Origin of the sequence: Nonomuraea cavernae (assembly GCF_014646355.1) — a bacterium.
Lineage (GTDB): Bacteria > Actinomycetota > Actinomycetes > Streptosporangiales > Streptosporangiaceae > Nonomuraea > Nonomuraea cavernae.
Genome location: NZ_BMNH01000009.1, coordinates 208,020 through 222,112 on the forward strand (window position 1 = coordinate 208,020; position 14,093 = coordinate 222,112).

11 protein-coding genes are annotated in these 14,093 nt (G+C 71.0%); 9 read left to right on the forward strand and 2 right to left on the reverse strand.

The genetic code is table 11. The annotated features are described in order from the left end of the window. Positions 1-41 precede the first annotated feature (41 nt). The 4 genes from IEY82_RS17725 to IEY82_RS17740 all read left to right on the forward strand — a co-directional run bounded on the left by IEY82_RS17725 (position 42) and on the right by IEY82_RS17740 (position 3,415). Positions 42-641 (forward strand): TetR/AcrR family transcriptional regulator, encoded by a 600-nt coding sequence (locus tag IEY82_RS17725; protein ID WP_189125227.1) that lies wholly within the window; start codon positions 42-44, stop codon positions 639-641. Between the two features lie 66 nt (positions 642-707). Then, positions 708-1,652, forward strand: a complete 945-nt coding sequence (locus IEY82_RS17730) for an AurF N-oxygenase family protein (RefSeq protein ID WP_189125228.1) — start codon at positions 708-710, stop codon at positions 1,650-1,652. An 81-nt stretch (positions 1,653-1,733) separates the two neighbouring features. Next, a complete protein-coding gene (locus IEY82_RS17735; RefSeq protein ID WP_189125229.1) occupies positions 1,734-2,381 on the forward strand; it encodes a copper resistance CopC family protein in 648 nt (215 codons plus the stop codon). Further along, on the forward strand, positions 2,378-3,415 hold the full coding sequence (locus IEY82_RS17740) for a CopD family protein (protein ID WP_189125230.1): 1,038 nt from the start codon (positions 2,378-2,380) through the stop codon (positions 3,413-3,415). The genes IEY82_RS17735 and IEY82_RS17740 overlap by 4 nt, the downstream gene beginning before the upstream one ends. On the opposite strand, the gene IEY82_RS17745 is transcribed toward IEY82_RS17740, so the two are convergent. Then, complete coding sequence (locus tag IEY82_RS17745) at positions 3,373-4,542, reverse strand: hypothetical protein (protein ID WP_225263283.1); 1,170 nt, start codon at positions 4,540-4,542, stop codon at positions 3,373-3,375. The genes IEY82_RS17740 and IEY82_RS17745 overlap by 43 nt on opposite strands. 260 nt (positions 4,543-4,802) lie before the next feature. Between IEY82_RS17745 and IEY82_RS17750 the strand changes: the two genes are divergently transcribed. The 3 genes from IEY82_RS17750 to IEY82_RS17760 all read left to right on the forward strand — a co-directional run bounded on the left by IEY82_RS17750 (position 4,803) and on the right by IEY82_RS17760 (position 10,574). Then, complete coding sequence (locus IEY82_RS17750) at positions 4,803-7,337, forward strand: alpha/beta fold hydrolase (protein ID WP_189125232.1); 2,535 nt, start codon at positions 4,803-4,805, stop codon at positions 7,335-7,337. Next, positions 7,334-8,197 (forward strand): ABC transporter permease, encoded by an 864-nt coding sequence (locus IEY82_RS17755; protein ID WP_189125233.1) that lies wholly within the window; start codon positions 7,334-7,336, stop codon positions 8,195-8,197. Before IEY82_RS17750 ends, IEY82_RS17755 begins: the two co-directional genes overlap by 4 nt. A 331-nt stretch (positions 8,198-8,528) precedes the next feature. Then, the gene (locus IEY82_RS17760; protein ID WP_225263281.1) at positions 8,529-10,574 is read left to right on the forward strand and encodes an ATP-binding protein; all 2,046 of its coding nucleotides are present in this window, start codon (positions 8,529-8,531) and stop codon (positions 10,572-10,574) included. Here the strand turns inward: IEY82_RS17760 and IEY82_RS17765 are convergent. After that, positions 10,484-11,494, reverse strand: coding sequence for a terpene synthase family protein (locus tag IEY82_RS17765; protein WP_189125235.1), 1,011 nt, complete (start codon positions 11,492-11,494; stop codon positions 10,484-10,486). The two genes, IEY82_RS17760 and IEY82_RS17765, sit on opposite strands and share 91 nt — an antisense overlap. A gap of 632 nt (positions 11,495-12,126) precedes the next feature. On the opposite strand from IEY82_RS17765, the gene IEY82_RS17770 reads away from it, so the two are divergent. After that, the gene (locus IEY82_RS17770; RefSeq protein WP_189125236.1) at positions 12,127-13,026 is read left to right on the forward strand and encodes a proteasome assembly chaperone family protein; all 900 of its coding nucleotides are present in this window, start codon (positions 12,127-12,129) and stop codon (positions 13,024-13,026) included. A 21-nt stretch (positions 13,027-13,047) separates the two neighbouring features. Continuing rightward, complete coding sequence (locus IEY82_RS17775) at positions 13,048-14,088, forward strand: Gfo/Idh/MocA family protein (RefSeq protein WP_189125237.1); 1,041 nt, start codon at positions 13,048-13,050, stop codon at positions 14,086-14,088. The last annotated feature ends 5 nt before the right edge of the window (positions 14,089-14,093 follow it).

Here is a 14,093-nt window from a genome sequence, read left to right on the forward strand (position 1 = left end):
GTCCTACTGATCGTCCTGCTCACTGGTTAAAGTGGCCCGCTGTGACTCCAGGTTTCAGCCGATTAAGGCGCGAGGACTTACTCAAGACGGCCTGCGAGGTGATCGCCGAACGGGGGTTCGGTCACACCAGGACGCTCGACATCGCCCGGGCCGCCGGCGTGAGCCAGGCGCTGCTGTTCTACCACTTCGAGACCAAGGATCGGCTCTTCGCCCAGGCCTTCGACTACGCGGCCCGCCAGCATCGCGACACGCTGGAGGAGATCGAGCGCCTGGAACGGCCGCCTCTCGACCGCCTGCGGACACTGCTGCGACGCTGCTCGCCCAACGGCTCGCCGGACGGGTGGCGGCTCTGGATCGACGCCTGGGCCGAGGCGATGCGCAGCCGGGACCTCGAGGAGATCTCACGCAGCCTCGACGAGCAGGGCCGGACGGTGCTGTGCGGGATCATCCAGGACGGCGTCGACTCCGGCGACTTCGTCTGCGCCGATCCCGACGACGCCGCCTGGCGGATCTTCTCGCTCATCGACGGGCTAGCGATCCACAACAACGTGCATCCCCGCGCGCTGTCCCGGCGCCGGGTGAACCATCTGGTCCGTACGGCCGCCGCCGCGGAGCTCGGCCTGTCCGTCGCCGATCTGTGAAGCCCTCCCCCTTCCGCTCTTATTGGATGCTTCGTACAATTAGCGGCGAGGAGAGGAGCGCACGCGATGACACCCGCCCCGAGCTCTACCACCGCCAGCGAGCGGAGCGCCTACGAGACGGTCATCGAACGCCTGTCGAAGGCCTCGGTCGACAAGCACTGGGAGCCGTATCGGGACATCCCGTGGGACGACCCCGGCTTCCTCATCGACCGGACCGACCCGCGCTGGGAGCTGCCGGACGTCGACAAGCTGGGCGGTCATCCGTGGTACCGGCGCCAGCCCCCCGAGACGCGCGCGCTGATCGGGCTGTGGCGGGTCGCCACGGCCATGAAGATCGGGCTGCAGTTCGAGAACCTGCTCAAGAGGGGCCTGCTGAACTTCGCCTACCGGCTGCCCAACGGCTCACCCGAGTTCCGCTACGTCTACCACGAGACCATCGAAGAGGGACATCACGGGATGATGTTCCAGGAGTTCGTCAACCGTACGAAGCTCCCGATCCGCGGCATGCCCGGCCCTCTGTCGGCCATCGCTCAGGTGACGCCGTGGATCCCGCTGATCTCGACCGAGCTGTTCTTCGTGTTCGTGCTGGGCGGCGAGGACCCGATCGACCACGTCCAGCGCAGGGTGCTCAAGGACGACCGGCCGCACCATCCGCTGGAGGAGATCATCATGCGCATCCACATCGCGGAGGAGGCCAGGCACATCTCCTTCGCCCGGCACTACCTGCGCGATCGGGTGCCGAGGATGCCCCGGCACCGCCGCTTCCTGCTGAGCCTGATCTCGCCGGTGATCCTCGGCGTGATGGCCAGGATCATGCTGGCTCCGCCCGGGCCGATGATCAAGCGGTTCGGGATTCCGCTGAACGTCGTGACCGAGGTCTACGTGCGCAACCCGGCCGCCAGGCAGGAGATCCGCGACTCGGTGAGCCGGACCCGTGAGCTGTGCATGGAGGTCGGCCTGGTCAACGCCCTCAGCAGGCGCCTCTGGAAGCTGATGGGCATCTGGGCCTGACCGCCGCCGCACACGGGCGCCGCCGTCCGTCATGGGTGGGACCATGGATGTCGCATGACCTCCTACGGAAGGTGCTGATCGGTGAGGCGGCTACTCACGGTTCTGCTGCTCGTCTGCGCCGGGCTGTGGATCTCCCCCCCGGCCCTGGCGCACAACGTGCTGGTGAGCAGCGACCCCAAGGACGGGGCGACGCTGTCCGCCTCTCCCGAGCGGATCACGCTGGTGTTCGACCAGTCCGTACGCCGGGGCTACGCGCAGATCGGCGTGACCGGGGCCGACGGCTCGTCCTGGGCCGACGGCGCCGCCACGGTGGCCGCCGAGCGCGTGTCCGTCAAGGTCAGGCCGCTGCCTCCGGGAGGCGCGTACGTCGTCGGCTACCGGATCCTGTCGGCCGACGGGCACCCGGTCACCGGCAAGATCACCTTCACCCTGGCCTCCACCCCCACCGGCCCCGCACAGCAGGACGCCGCACAGCCTGACGCGGCGCAGACCGCCGCAGCGCAGGCGGACCCGGCACAGGCGGACCCGGCACAGGCCGGTCCGGCGCGGCAGGAGGTCGGGGCCGACGCCGCCGACGCCGCCGACGCCGCCGAGGCGGCGGCCAACGGCGGAGCGGGCATGGCCGTGGTGTGGATCGTGGGGGCGCTGCTGATCCTGGCCGTGGGCACGGCGGTCGCCCTGCGCCGGTCGGGTCCCGGCCCGGCGACGGATGGGGAGAGCCCGGCGTGACGGTCACGACCGCCGTTTCCAGGCGCGCGGAGGGCCGGGCGGGCGGATGGGCGGCGGCGGGGGCCTTCGCGGTGGGCGCGATCGTGGCGGCCGTGGTGGCCGGCACGCTGACCGCGCAGGAGGCGGTGCCGGGCATCCCGCTGCCGGGTGCCGTCGTGACCGTCGGGCTGCCGGTCGTCCGCGTGCTCCTGGACATCGCCGCGGTCGCCGTGGTCGGCCTCAGCCTGCTGTCCAAGCTGCTCGGCTACGACGATCCGGAGCGCACCGAGCCCGTCATGCGCCGGGTCCGGCCGCTCACGGTCACCGCCGCGTGGGCGTGGGCGGCGTGCGCGCTGCTCACGATCGTGTTCCAGACGGCCGAGCTCAACCCGGGCGGCGTGCCCACGCTCGGCATGATCGCGGGCTACGTCGACACCGTCGGCACCGGGCAGGGGTTGCTGTTCAGCGCCGCGTGCGCGCTGGCCGCGGCCGGCATCGGGCTGATGGCGGTGCGGTTCGGCGAGAAGGTGCCGGCCGAGCTGCGCATCGTGGTGGCCCTGTTCGGGCTGCTGCCCCTCCCGGTCACCGGTCACGCGGTCGACTCGGTCTGGCACGACCCCATCATGATCTCGATGGAGGCGCACGTGATGGGCGCGGCGGTCTGGACGGGCGGCCTGATCGCGGTCGTGGTGTTCGTCGCGCCGCGCAAGGAGCTGCTGGCCGTGGCCCTGCCCCGGTTCTCGCGGGTCGCCACCGGGTGCCTGCTCCTGGTGGGTCTGTCGGGACTGGTCAGCGGGCTCGGCACGATGGCGCTCACGCCCGGCGTCGAGCTGCCGGGCGCGATCGTCACCAGTGAGTACGGCCTGCTGGTCGTGGCCAAGGTGGCCCTGACCGCGCTGCTGGTGCCGCTGGCCGCGCACATCCGCTTCCGGCTGCTGCCCGGCATCCGCCGGGGCGCGACCACGGCCGTGGTCGCCTGGGCGACGGCCGAGCTGGCCGTGATGGGCCTGGCCTACGGCGTGGCCGTGGCGATCACCCGCGCCTCGATCGGCTGACGCCGGGCCAGCCACTCACAGACCAGCCAGACGGCCAGCAGCCCGGCCCCCGCCCAGACCGCCGACGACATGACCAGGGGCGGGGCGCCCAGCAGGCCCGACTGGCCGGTGAGCGTGCCGTACACCTGGCCCATGAGCGTGCTCTGCGCGGCCAGCGCGGCGTAGACGGCGGCCGTCACCATGGCCGACCCGAGCACCGCGCGCACGACCGGCATCCGCACCGCGAACGCGAGGTCGACGCAGAGCCCGCCGATCACCAGGAAGAACGGCACCGCCGACGGCGGGAAGCCGGTGAACGTGAGCAGCGGCCAGATCAGCGTGCGGAAAGCGACGTAACCGGCGGCCACCAGCGTCGCCGCGCCGAATCTGCCGATCATCATCCGGGCCACGACCAGCACGGCCAGACCGGCGACCACCGCGTAGACCGGATACAGCGCGTCCGGCACCGGCAGCGCGAACCCCGTCATCATCACCCGGTCGATCGGCCGGCCCATCTGGTCGGCGGCGAACCTCAGCAGGATCGGCTCGGCGTAGGTCGCGCCGTTGTCCCAGGCGCCGATCGACAGGATGCCGTACTCCTGATGCTGCTCGGGGAAGTGCACGTTCTCCAGGAAGAACGCGAAGAAGGCGCCGAGCACGACGGTGCGCTCCCTGCCCGCGGGCGCGCCCATGAACCAGCCGCGGATCACACCCGCGATCATGAGGAACGTCCCGGCGTAGAGCATGATGTGCGACGGGCTCCACGAGGTGATGTCGAGCCCGTTGACCCGGTGGTTGATCAGGTCGAGCGGCACCGCCACGAGGAACACCCCGGTGCCCCACTGGATCAGCCGGAGCGCCGCCTTGTCGACGCCGTAGCCGGTGTAGCCGTGGACGATCGTCAGCGCGAGGACCAGCACCGTGCCCGCCGAGTTGAGCAGGTGCGGCGGCGCGAGGTCGTCACGCAGCCACTTGAAGTGCCACGACACGTCCCAGGCCGAGCCGAGCAGCTTGAGGGTGAGCGCCACCAGCCAGCCGTAGTAGAGCACCCTGAACAGGTCGGGCGGGGTCTCGCGACCCGCCTGACCTCTGGTCCAGTGCGGGGCGGCCCAGGCGACGGCGTCGCTGACGATGGCTGGTGTTCTCACGGCGAGCATCCTATGGGCCGCCGCGGGATCTCAGCAGTGCCGTCTCAGGCGTACGGGGTCGTGGACCGTCGTCCACAGGCGGGCGGGGTGAAGCGGCGTTGTCCACAGGAGGCGCCGGAGTGTCCTCGTTCACGGGTTCCAGCGTGCATGATGAGCGCGTCACTCCAGAAGACGCCGAGGCGATTCCGCGTGACCTACGCGATCCTCGGCCGAGCCGGTCGTCTCAGGGATCTCTCAGGTGGGGAAAGTAGGCTCGCGCCATGAAACGTGTGGCCGCGCTCGTCGCGGTGCTTGCGCTCGTCGGGGTGGCGGTCTGGGGGATCTGGCCGTCCGCGCCCGAAGTGCGTGGCCAGGAGCAGAGGATCTCCGTCGTCGACGGGCCCGCCGACGACCAGCGAGTGGAGCTGGACACCACCTTCTTCGCTCCACCGGACGGTGGCAAGGCTCCGGCGGTCCTGCTCGCGCACGGTTTCGGGGGCAGCAAGCAGAGCGTCCGCCTCCAGGCGCAGCGGCTCGCGCAGGACGGCTACGCGGTGCTGACCTGGTCGGCGCGCGGGTTCGGCCGATCGACCGGCCAGATCGCGCTCAACTCCCCCGACTACGAGGTCAAGGACGTCAAGCAGCTGATCGACTGGCTGGCCAAGCGGCCCGAGGTCCGGCTCGACGCCGCGGGCGACCCGCGCGTCGGCATCGCGGGGGGCTCCTACGGCGGGTCGATCGCGCTGATGACGGCCGCCCACGACAGCCGGGTGGACGCGATCGTCCCCCAGATCACCTGGTCCGACCTGGCCGACGCGCTGTTCCCCGACGCCACCGGCCAGGGCCCGGAGAACGGCGTGTTCAAGCGCATGTGGGCGGGCTTCTTCTTCGGCAGGGGCGGCGGCCCGATCCAGGGCCTGGAGGCGCTGACCCGGCAGCCCGAGCCGCTCTCGGCGGAGGAGGCGCGCTGCGGCCGGTTCCTGCCCGCGATCTGCGACATCTACCAGCAGGTGGCCGAGACCGGCAAGGCCACTCCCGAGGCCGTGGCGCTGCTGCGGCAGTCCAGTCCCGTCACGGTGGCCGGCCGCGTGAAGGCGCCGACGCTGCTCATCCAGGGGCAGCGCGACTCGCTCTTCCCGCTCGGTCACGCCGACGCCAACGCCCGGGCGATCGCCGCCGCGGGCACGCCGGTGAGCCTGGCCTGGTTCGACGGCGGTCACGACGGCGGCAACGGCGAGGCCGACTGGCTGCACGACCAGACGACGGCCTGGTTCGGCCACTACCTCAAGGACGACGGCTCGGCCGTGGCCCGGCCGTTCACGGTGACCCGTGACGGCGGCCGCGACCCCGGCACCCGCCAGCGCATCCGCCTGCACCCCGAGGCCGCCTCCTACCCCGGTCTCGGCGGCACCGCCACGACCTCGGTCACGCTGTCGGGCCCGGAGCAGCCGGTGGTCAACCCGCCCGGCGGCGCGCCCGCCTCGATCTCGACGGTGCCGGGCGTCAGCGGCCTGCTGGGCGGCGGCGGCCAGAGCAACGTGAGCGTCTCGCTCGACATGCCGGGCCAGAGCGCCTCCTTCGAGTCGGCCCCGCTGACCACGCCCCTGCAGCTCACCGGCAGCCCGACCGCCACGGTCAAGGTCTCGGGCAAGGGGCAGGTGACGCTGTTCGCCAAGCTCTTCGACGTGTCCGACAGCGCCCAGCCGCCCACCCTGCCCGCCGGGCTGGTGGCGCCGTTCCGCGTGACCATTCCCGAGGGGCAGAGCAGCGTCGAGGCCACCGTGACGCTGCCCGCCGTCGACCACGCCTTCGCCGTCGGGCACCGGCTGCGGCTGACGGTGGCGACGACCGACATGGGATACGCCACTCCCGCCGAGCCGGCCTCCTACCAGATCGGCCTGGCCTCGCCCGCGCTGACCGTGCCCACGGTCAGCGCGCTCGCGGCACCCGCGACCGGGGTGGCCTGGTGGGTGTGGGCCCTGCCGCTGGCCTCCATCGTGGTGGCCGCCATCGTGCTGGCCACCGGCCGCGGGCGGAGCCGCTCCGGCGGCGACCCGGCCGAGCGGGCCGGCGAGCCCGGGGTGCCGCTGGAGATCATCGGGCTGACCAAGGCCTACCGCAACGGCGAGCTCGCCGTCGACGGGCTGTCGTTCCGGGTCGAGCAGGGCCAGGTGCTGGGGCTGCTCGGGCCCAACGGGGCCGGCAAGACCACCACGATGCGGATGATGATGGGCCTCATCCAGCCCGACGCGGGCGAGATCCGGATCTTCGGCGACCCGGTGTCGTCCGGGGCGCCGGTGCTGTCCCGGCTCGGGTCGTTCGTCGAGGGGCCCGGGTTCCTGCCTCACCTGTCCGGGAGGGAGAACCTCGAGCTCTACTGGGCCGCCACCGGCCGGCCCACCGCCGACGCCCGCTTCGACGAGGCGCTCGAGATCGCGGGGCTGGGCAAGGCGCTGGAGCGGGCGGTCCGCACCTACTCCCAGGGCATGCGCCAGCGGCTGGCCATCGCCCAGGCCATGCTCGGCCTCCCCGACCTGCTGGTGCTCGACGAGCCGACCAACGGCCTCGACCCGCCCCAGATCCGGGAGATGCGCGAGGTGCTCAAGCGCTACGCGCGCGACGGCCGCACGGTGATCGTGTCCAGCCACCTGCTGGCCGAGGTGGAGCAGACCTGCAGCCACGTGGTGGTCATGCACCGGGGCCGCCTGGTCTCCACCGGGCCGGTGTCCGTCCTGCTCAGCGAGGCCGTGCCGACCAACGGGCACGGCCCGCGCCTCGAAGACGTGTTCCTCGACCTCATCGGAGACAAGTCGTGACCGCCGCGACGGGCTACGCCCCCCGCCGGACCCTCCCGCTCAGGGTCGAGATCGTCAGGCAGTTCAAACGACGGCGCACCCTGGTCATGTTCGGGCTGCTGCTGGCGCTGCCGTGGATCTTGGTGATCGCGTTCCAGTTCGGCCCGCAGGGCGCCGGCCAGCAGGGCGCCGGCCAGCAGCAGGCGTCGCTGCGCATCTCCGACCTCGCCTCGGCGAGCGGGCTCAACTTCGCGGCGTTCGTGCTGTCGGTGTCGGCGAGCTTCCTGCTCGTGGTGGCCGTGGCGCTGTTCTGCGGCGACACGGTGGCCAGCGAGGCCAGCTGGTCGTCCCTGCGCTACCTGCTGGCCGCCCCGGTGCCGCGTGACCGGCTGCTGCGGCAGAAGCTCATCGTGGCGCTCGGCTACTCGGCGACGGCCGTCATCTGCCTGCCGTTGATGGCGCTGCTCGCGGGCACGCTCGCGTTCGGCTGGCACGACATCCAGGTGCCCGGCACGGGCGAGACGATCCCGGCGCTCGACGTGCTGCCGCGCTTCGGCATCGTGATCGGCTACGCGCTGGTCAGCCAGCTGGTGGTGGCGGCGCTGGCGTTCCTCATCTCCACGGTCACCGACTCTCCGCTCGGCGCGGTGGGCGGCGCGGTGGGCCTGTGGATCGTCAGCACGATCCTGCAGGCCGTGGAGGCGCTGGGGACGCTGCGGGAGTTTCTGCCCACGTTCTGGAACACCGCCTGGCTCGACGCGCTCGCGCCGGAGCTCGACTGGAGCGGGATGGCCAAGGGCGCCTCGGTGTCGGTGACCTACGCGGCCATCCTCATCGCGGTGGCCTTCCGGAGATTCCGCCGCAAGGACGTGGTCAGCTAGGTCTCGGGGCCCGATGCCGGGCCCCGGGTCAGGCCGCCCAGTGCGGGGGCTTGTCGTCCAGGTAGAACGAGTCGGAGTCGTCCTCCTGCCACTCGCCCCAGCCGAGGTCGGTGTCGTCGGTCGACTGCTCAGGGAGAAATTCACTCACGGTAGACATGCTACCGAGAGGAACAAAGTCGCTCCCGCGGGCCGCGTCGGCGTCCGGACAGCCCGGATCTCCAGAGGTACGATGCCTGGGCAGGTGTCCGCCTACCCCCTCGTGAGGCAGCCCATGGCCACCCCGACAGGCTGGCGGCGAGAAGGCAATCTTCCGACGGAGCTGACGAGCTTCGTGGGTCGCACGCGCTTGCTCGCCAACCTCAAGCGCCACCTCGGTGAGTCGCGCCTGGTCACGGTCACGGGGATCGGCGGGGTGGGCAAGTCCCGCACCGTGCTGCGGCTGGCCCACCAGATCAGGTCCCAGTACGAAGACGGCGTGTGGTTCGCCGATCTGGCGCGGCTGCAGGACGCGGGCATGGTCCGGCACACCATCGCGTCCGCCCTGGGCATCGCCGACCAGTCCTCGCGGGCCGAGTCCGAGTCGCTGGCGGAGTGGGTCGGCGACCGGCGGATGCTGCTGATCATCGACACCTGCGAGCATCTCGTCCAGGGCTGTGCCGAGCTGGTCCAGGAGCTGCTGGAGAGCAATCCCCATCTGAAGGTCCTGGCCACCAGCCGCCAGTCGCTGCACCTGCCGTACGAACACGTCGTGCCCGTGCCGCCGCTGCTGGTGCCGGGCGACGATCCGGCCGAGAGCCTGTTCACCAACGAGTCCGTCCAGCTGTTCGCCGCCCGGGCCGGCGCCGTGGTGCCCGACTTCACGCTCGACGAGCAGAACATCGGCGCGGTGGCCGAGCTGTGCCGCAGGCTCGACGGCATCCCGCTGGCCATCGAGCTGGCCGCGGTGCGCCTGCGGGCGCTGTCGGTCGACCAGATCCTCGGCTTGCTGACCGACAGGTTCAGCCTCCTCGCGGGGGCCAGCCGGACGGCGCTGCCGAGGCATCAGACGCTGCGCGCGGCCATCGGCTGGAGCCACGAGCTGTGCGATCCGGCCGAACGGCTGCTGTGGGCGCGGCTGTCCGTCTTCGCCGGCGACTTCGAGCTGGACGCGGCCAGGTCCGTCTGCTCCGACGACCGGCTGCCGTCCGAGGCGATCACCGATCTGGTGACCGGCCTGGTCGAGAAGTCCATCCTGCTGATCCGGAGCAACCATGCCGGGGTCCGCTACAAGCTGATCGACACGCTGGCCGAGTACGGCGAGGAGTGGCTGGACAAGCTCGGGCAGACCCAGCAGATGCGCCACAAGCATCTCGAGTACTACCTGGCCCTGGCGGGGCGCAGCGAGGACGCCTGGTCGGGTCCTCGGCAGATCTACTGGTTCGTCCGCATGCGGCAGGAGCACGACAACGTGCGCGTCGCGCTTGAGCACGCGCTGCGCACGCCCGGCGAGACCCTGCTGGCGCTCACCCTGCTGTCGTCGTTGTGGTTCATGTGGGTGTGCTGCGGCTTCGTCCGCGAGGGTCGCCTCTACCTGGAGCGGGCGCTCCAGGCCAACCCGGGCGTGAGCAAGGAGCGGTGCAAGGCGCTCTGGGTGCTCTCCTACGTCCGCAGCGCCCAGGGCGACAGCACGGGCGCGCTGCAGGCGGCCGAGCAGTGCAGCACCGAGGCCGTGCGGGTCGGCGACTCCAAGGCGGTGATCCTCGCCTCCAAGATGCAGGGCACCGCCGCTCTTTTGCAGGGCGACCTGCAGAAGGCCAGCGCGCTGCTGGGCGTGGCGATCGAGTTCAACACCGACAACAAGGAGCTCAACCCGGGGCTGCTGCCCGCCATCGTCGAGCTGTCCATCGTGCTGACGTCGCAGGGCGAGCTGTTCGAAGCCGAGTCGCTGCTGACCGACTGCCTGCAGGTGTGCAGGGAGCGGGGCGAGCTGTGGGTGAGCTCCTACGCGCAGTGGGCGCTGTCGATCACTCGTCTGGCCACGGCCCGTACCGAAGACGCCCTGCAGAGCGCGCGGGAGGCTCTGCGGATCAAACGCCACTTCCACGACACGCTCGGCACGCTGCTGGTGCTGGAGACCACGGCCAGGGTCTTCGCGGCGGCTGAGGAGATGACCCTGGCCGCCCGGCTGCTGGGCGCCCTGCACCAGAACTGGAAGACCGCCGGCCTGCCGATGCTCGGGGCTCCGTTCCTGACCACCGACCACGAGCAGTGCGTCAAGGAATGCCAGAAGGCGCTGGGCGAGTCGCGTTACAGAAACCTCTTCGACGAGGGTTGCAGGCTCGACCTCGACGAGGCGTCCTCGCTCGCCCTGGGCGAGCTGGACTCCCCCGGAGACTGACGGCCTCCGGCCTCCGGCCATCGGGTCCCGGCGGGCCAGGCGCGAATGTAGCGGGTGCTGCCGAGCGAGAACTGAATGTGCCCGCGCACCCAGTGTTCGAGGCCCCGCACGTATGCGCGGATCGGCGGCGTGGCCCATTGTTCGAGTGACCCGAGCCGGGCCTGGAACGCGGCGATCACGTCGTTGTGCATCCTCGACACCTCTTCCAGCGCCTCCTGCAGGGTGAAGGCCCGGTGCGTCGCGAGTACGGTGACGAGGTTATGCCTGGCGTTGTCCTTGCCGCGCTCCTTGGCGTACGACAGCAGGTCGTTGTCCCAGCCGATGAGGTCGCAGGCGAGCTCGGACAGCGCGCGCACGTCGGGGTGATGCCATTCCTCCGCTTCGAGCCGGTAGCCGCCGCCCACCTCGATCAGGGCGAAGCAGGTGTAGGTGGCTCCAGTGATGCGCCGCATCAGGACGTACTCGTCTGGGGTGGGGATGAGGTCGGCCTCGCGGTTGGCCGCCTCCCAGATCTGCGCGAAGAGATACTCCTTCACCGTGATGCGCCAGCGGTCCACCTGGGCCGGGGTGGCGGTCGCGGAGATGCGGTGGTAGAGCTCGTGCAGCGTACGGCCGAAGGGGTCGTCGCCGTCCGGCTTCCTGCGGCCGTCGAGGATCTCGAGGAGCGGCGGCAGCGCGCGGGCGAGCGCGGCGGCGCGGTGTCCCAATGCCCCCTCGCAGAAGGCGTCGTCGAACGCGAAGAGCCAGTTGTACCAGTCGTTGATCAATCTGAGGCTGTCGCGCGGGACGGTGGGGTTCGTCCGTGCGGCCAGCAGGCCGATTCTGGAGCGCCGGAAGTGCTCGATCATCTTGGGCCCGTCAAGCATCTTGGAGGCGGCCAGCCAGGCGTGGCTCTCCGCGTCGACCTCCGCGGCGTGCACGTTGATGTCACTGGGGAACGGGCATGGCAGCGGAGGGATCCGGAGAGGTCGTCCACCAAGGGAGGAATGCGCAGAAGTAGCCATTCACACAGCATGACGATGGAGCGTTTGAAAGGCCATGCTGGTTTAGTTCGCTACTATTTCCTGAAATGTCATATTATGAATGGTTTTGCCGTGTTACATGGCAGAACTAATTGTTCGCACATATCTTGAGGGTGTTCCGCCGGAGATGGATTCCCATCCTCGGGCCGGCTCCCGCGTCGGACAACGCTCTGACCACGTCAGGCTTCTTCTTGAACACGGCGCCCGTAAGCGATCTCTGGCCACGCTCGTCCGCGCCGCTCCGGTCGGCACCGCGCTCGATGGGTGTCCCGGCGTCACCGTGATAAGCCGCGGGCATCAGCAAAGTGTCACTTTGTCGTCGGTGAGTCGACGACCTTCCCACCGCCCCTCAGGCACGTGCACGATGCCGTCTCACCCCCCTCGCCAGGGCGATCACCCTGGTGGCGACCCCCTCCGGCTCCGGGTCACCGTCCGCGCCTCCCCTCAGGGATAGATAAGGTGCCCTGCACGGAATCGTTCCGGCTCGCCGTAGGTTCTGGAGAGAGTACCTAGGGAAAGGCTGTCCAACCGTGTTCGACCCGACGGATCTCTACAAGCTCGCAGACGACGTGCCCGAGCCGGCCGATCCGGTGCTGCTCTACCACTTCGACGGTTTCGTCGACGCTGGTGGTGCCGGACGCCTCGCGCTGGGCCACCTGCTGGCCGAGCTGGAGCACCGCGTCGTGGCGACATTCGATGTCGACCGCCTGCTCGACTACCGCTCGCGCCGCCCCATCATGACCTTCGACACCGACCGCTGGGTCGAAATCGAGACCCCCGCCCTGACCGTCCACACCCTGCGCGACACCACCGGCACGCCTTTCCTCGTCATGACCGGCCCCGAGCCCGACCGGGAGTGGGAGCTGTTCACCAGGGCGGTCGGCACCCTGCTCGACCGGTTGGGCGTCAGCAAGATCGTCACGATGCACGGCGTGCCGATGGCCGTGCCCCACACCCGCCCGCTCGGCATCACCATGCACGCCAGCCGGCCCGAGCTGATCAACTCACAGACCAGCTCGTTCGGGAGGGTTCAGGTGCCGGGCAGCGTGGCCGCCCTGCTCGAGTTCCGCCTCGGAGCCGAGGGCCACGACGCGGTGGGCTACGCGGTGCACGTGCCGCACTACCTGTCTCAGGCCGAGTACCCCCACGCCGCCGTCACCGCACTGGAGGCGGTCACCCGGGGCACCGGCCTGGTCTTCCCCATGGACGAGCTGCGCGAGGCCGCCCGGCGTACGACGACGGAGATCGAGGAACAGATCCAGGCGTCCACCGAGCTGTCGACCGCGATCAAGGGGCTGGAGCAGCAGTACGACGCGTTCGCCGGCGGCGCCGAGCGCGAGAACCTGATGGCCGAGCCCGGCCAGATGCCCACCGGCGACGAGCTGGCGGCGCAGTTCGAGCGCTTTCTGGCCGAGCGTGATGACGAGTGAGCGGCGCGCTAGCCTGACCAGATGAGCGCGATCGAGGTCGGTCTGGTCGGCTACGGCACCGCGGGAGCCCACTTCCACGCTCCGCTGATCGAGGCGACCGCGGGGCTGCGGCTGGCGGCCGTGGTGACCCGCGATCCGGCGCGGGCGGCCGAGGTCGCCGGCCGGTACGCCGCCGTCGCGGTGCCCGACGTGGAGCTGCTCTGGGACCGGTGCGATCTGGTGGTCGTCGCGTCGCCCAACCGCACCCACGGGCCGGTGGCGACCGAGGCGCTCACCCGGGGCAAGCCGGTCGTGGTCGACAAGCCGCTCGCGGGCGGCGCCGAGGAGGCCCGCTCGCTGGTCGCCCTCGCGCGCGAGCGGGGGCTCATGCTGACCGTGTTCCAGAACCGCCGCTGGGACGGCGACTTCCTGACCGTGCGCGAGCTGGTGGACGGCGGGGCGCTGGGCGAGGTGCTGCGGTTCGAGTCCCGGTTCGAGCGCTGGCGGCCGGCGCCCAAGGGCGGCTGGCGGGAGACCGGCGGCGCCGAGGAGCTCGGCGGCCTGCTCTACGACCTGGGCAGCCATCTCGTCGACCAGGCCATCCAGCTGTTCGGCCCGGTCCGCGAGGTCTACGCCGAGACCGACGTCCGGCGCGCGGGCGTCGCCTCCGACGACGACACGTTCCTGGCGCTCACCCACGCCGGCGGCGTTCGCTCCCACCTGTGGGCCGGCGCGATGGCCGCGCGGCCCGGTCCACGGTTCCGGGTGCTGGGCTCGGCCGCCGGCTACCTGAAGCACGGTCTCGACGTGCAGGAGGGGCGGCTGCGAGCCGGGATCTCGCCCGCCACGCCGGGGTTCGGCGAGGAGGACGAGGACCTGTGGGGCACCCTCGGCAGCGGCGAGCAGGCCGTCTCGGTCCCCACCCTGCCCGGCCGCTATCTCGACTTCTACCGGGGCGTGGTGGCCTGTCTGCGCGAGGGGGCGGCGCCGCCGGTCGACCCGGGCGGCGTCGTCGACGCGCTGGCCGTCCTCGACGCGGCCCGCGTCTCGGCCACCCAGCGCATCGTGACGCACCTGATCTGAGACCG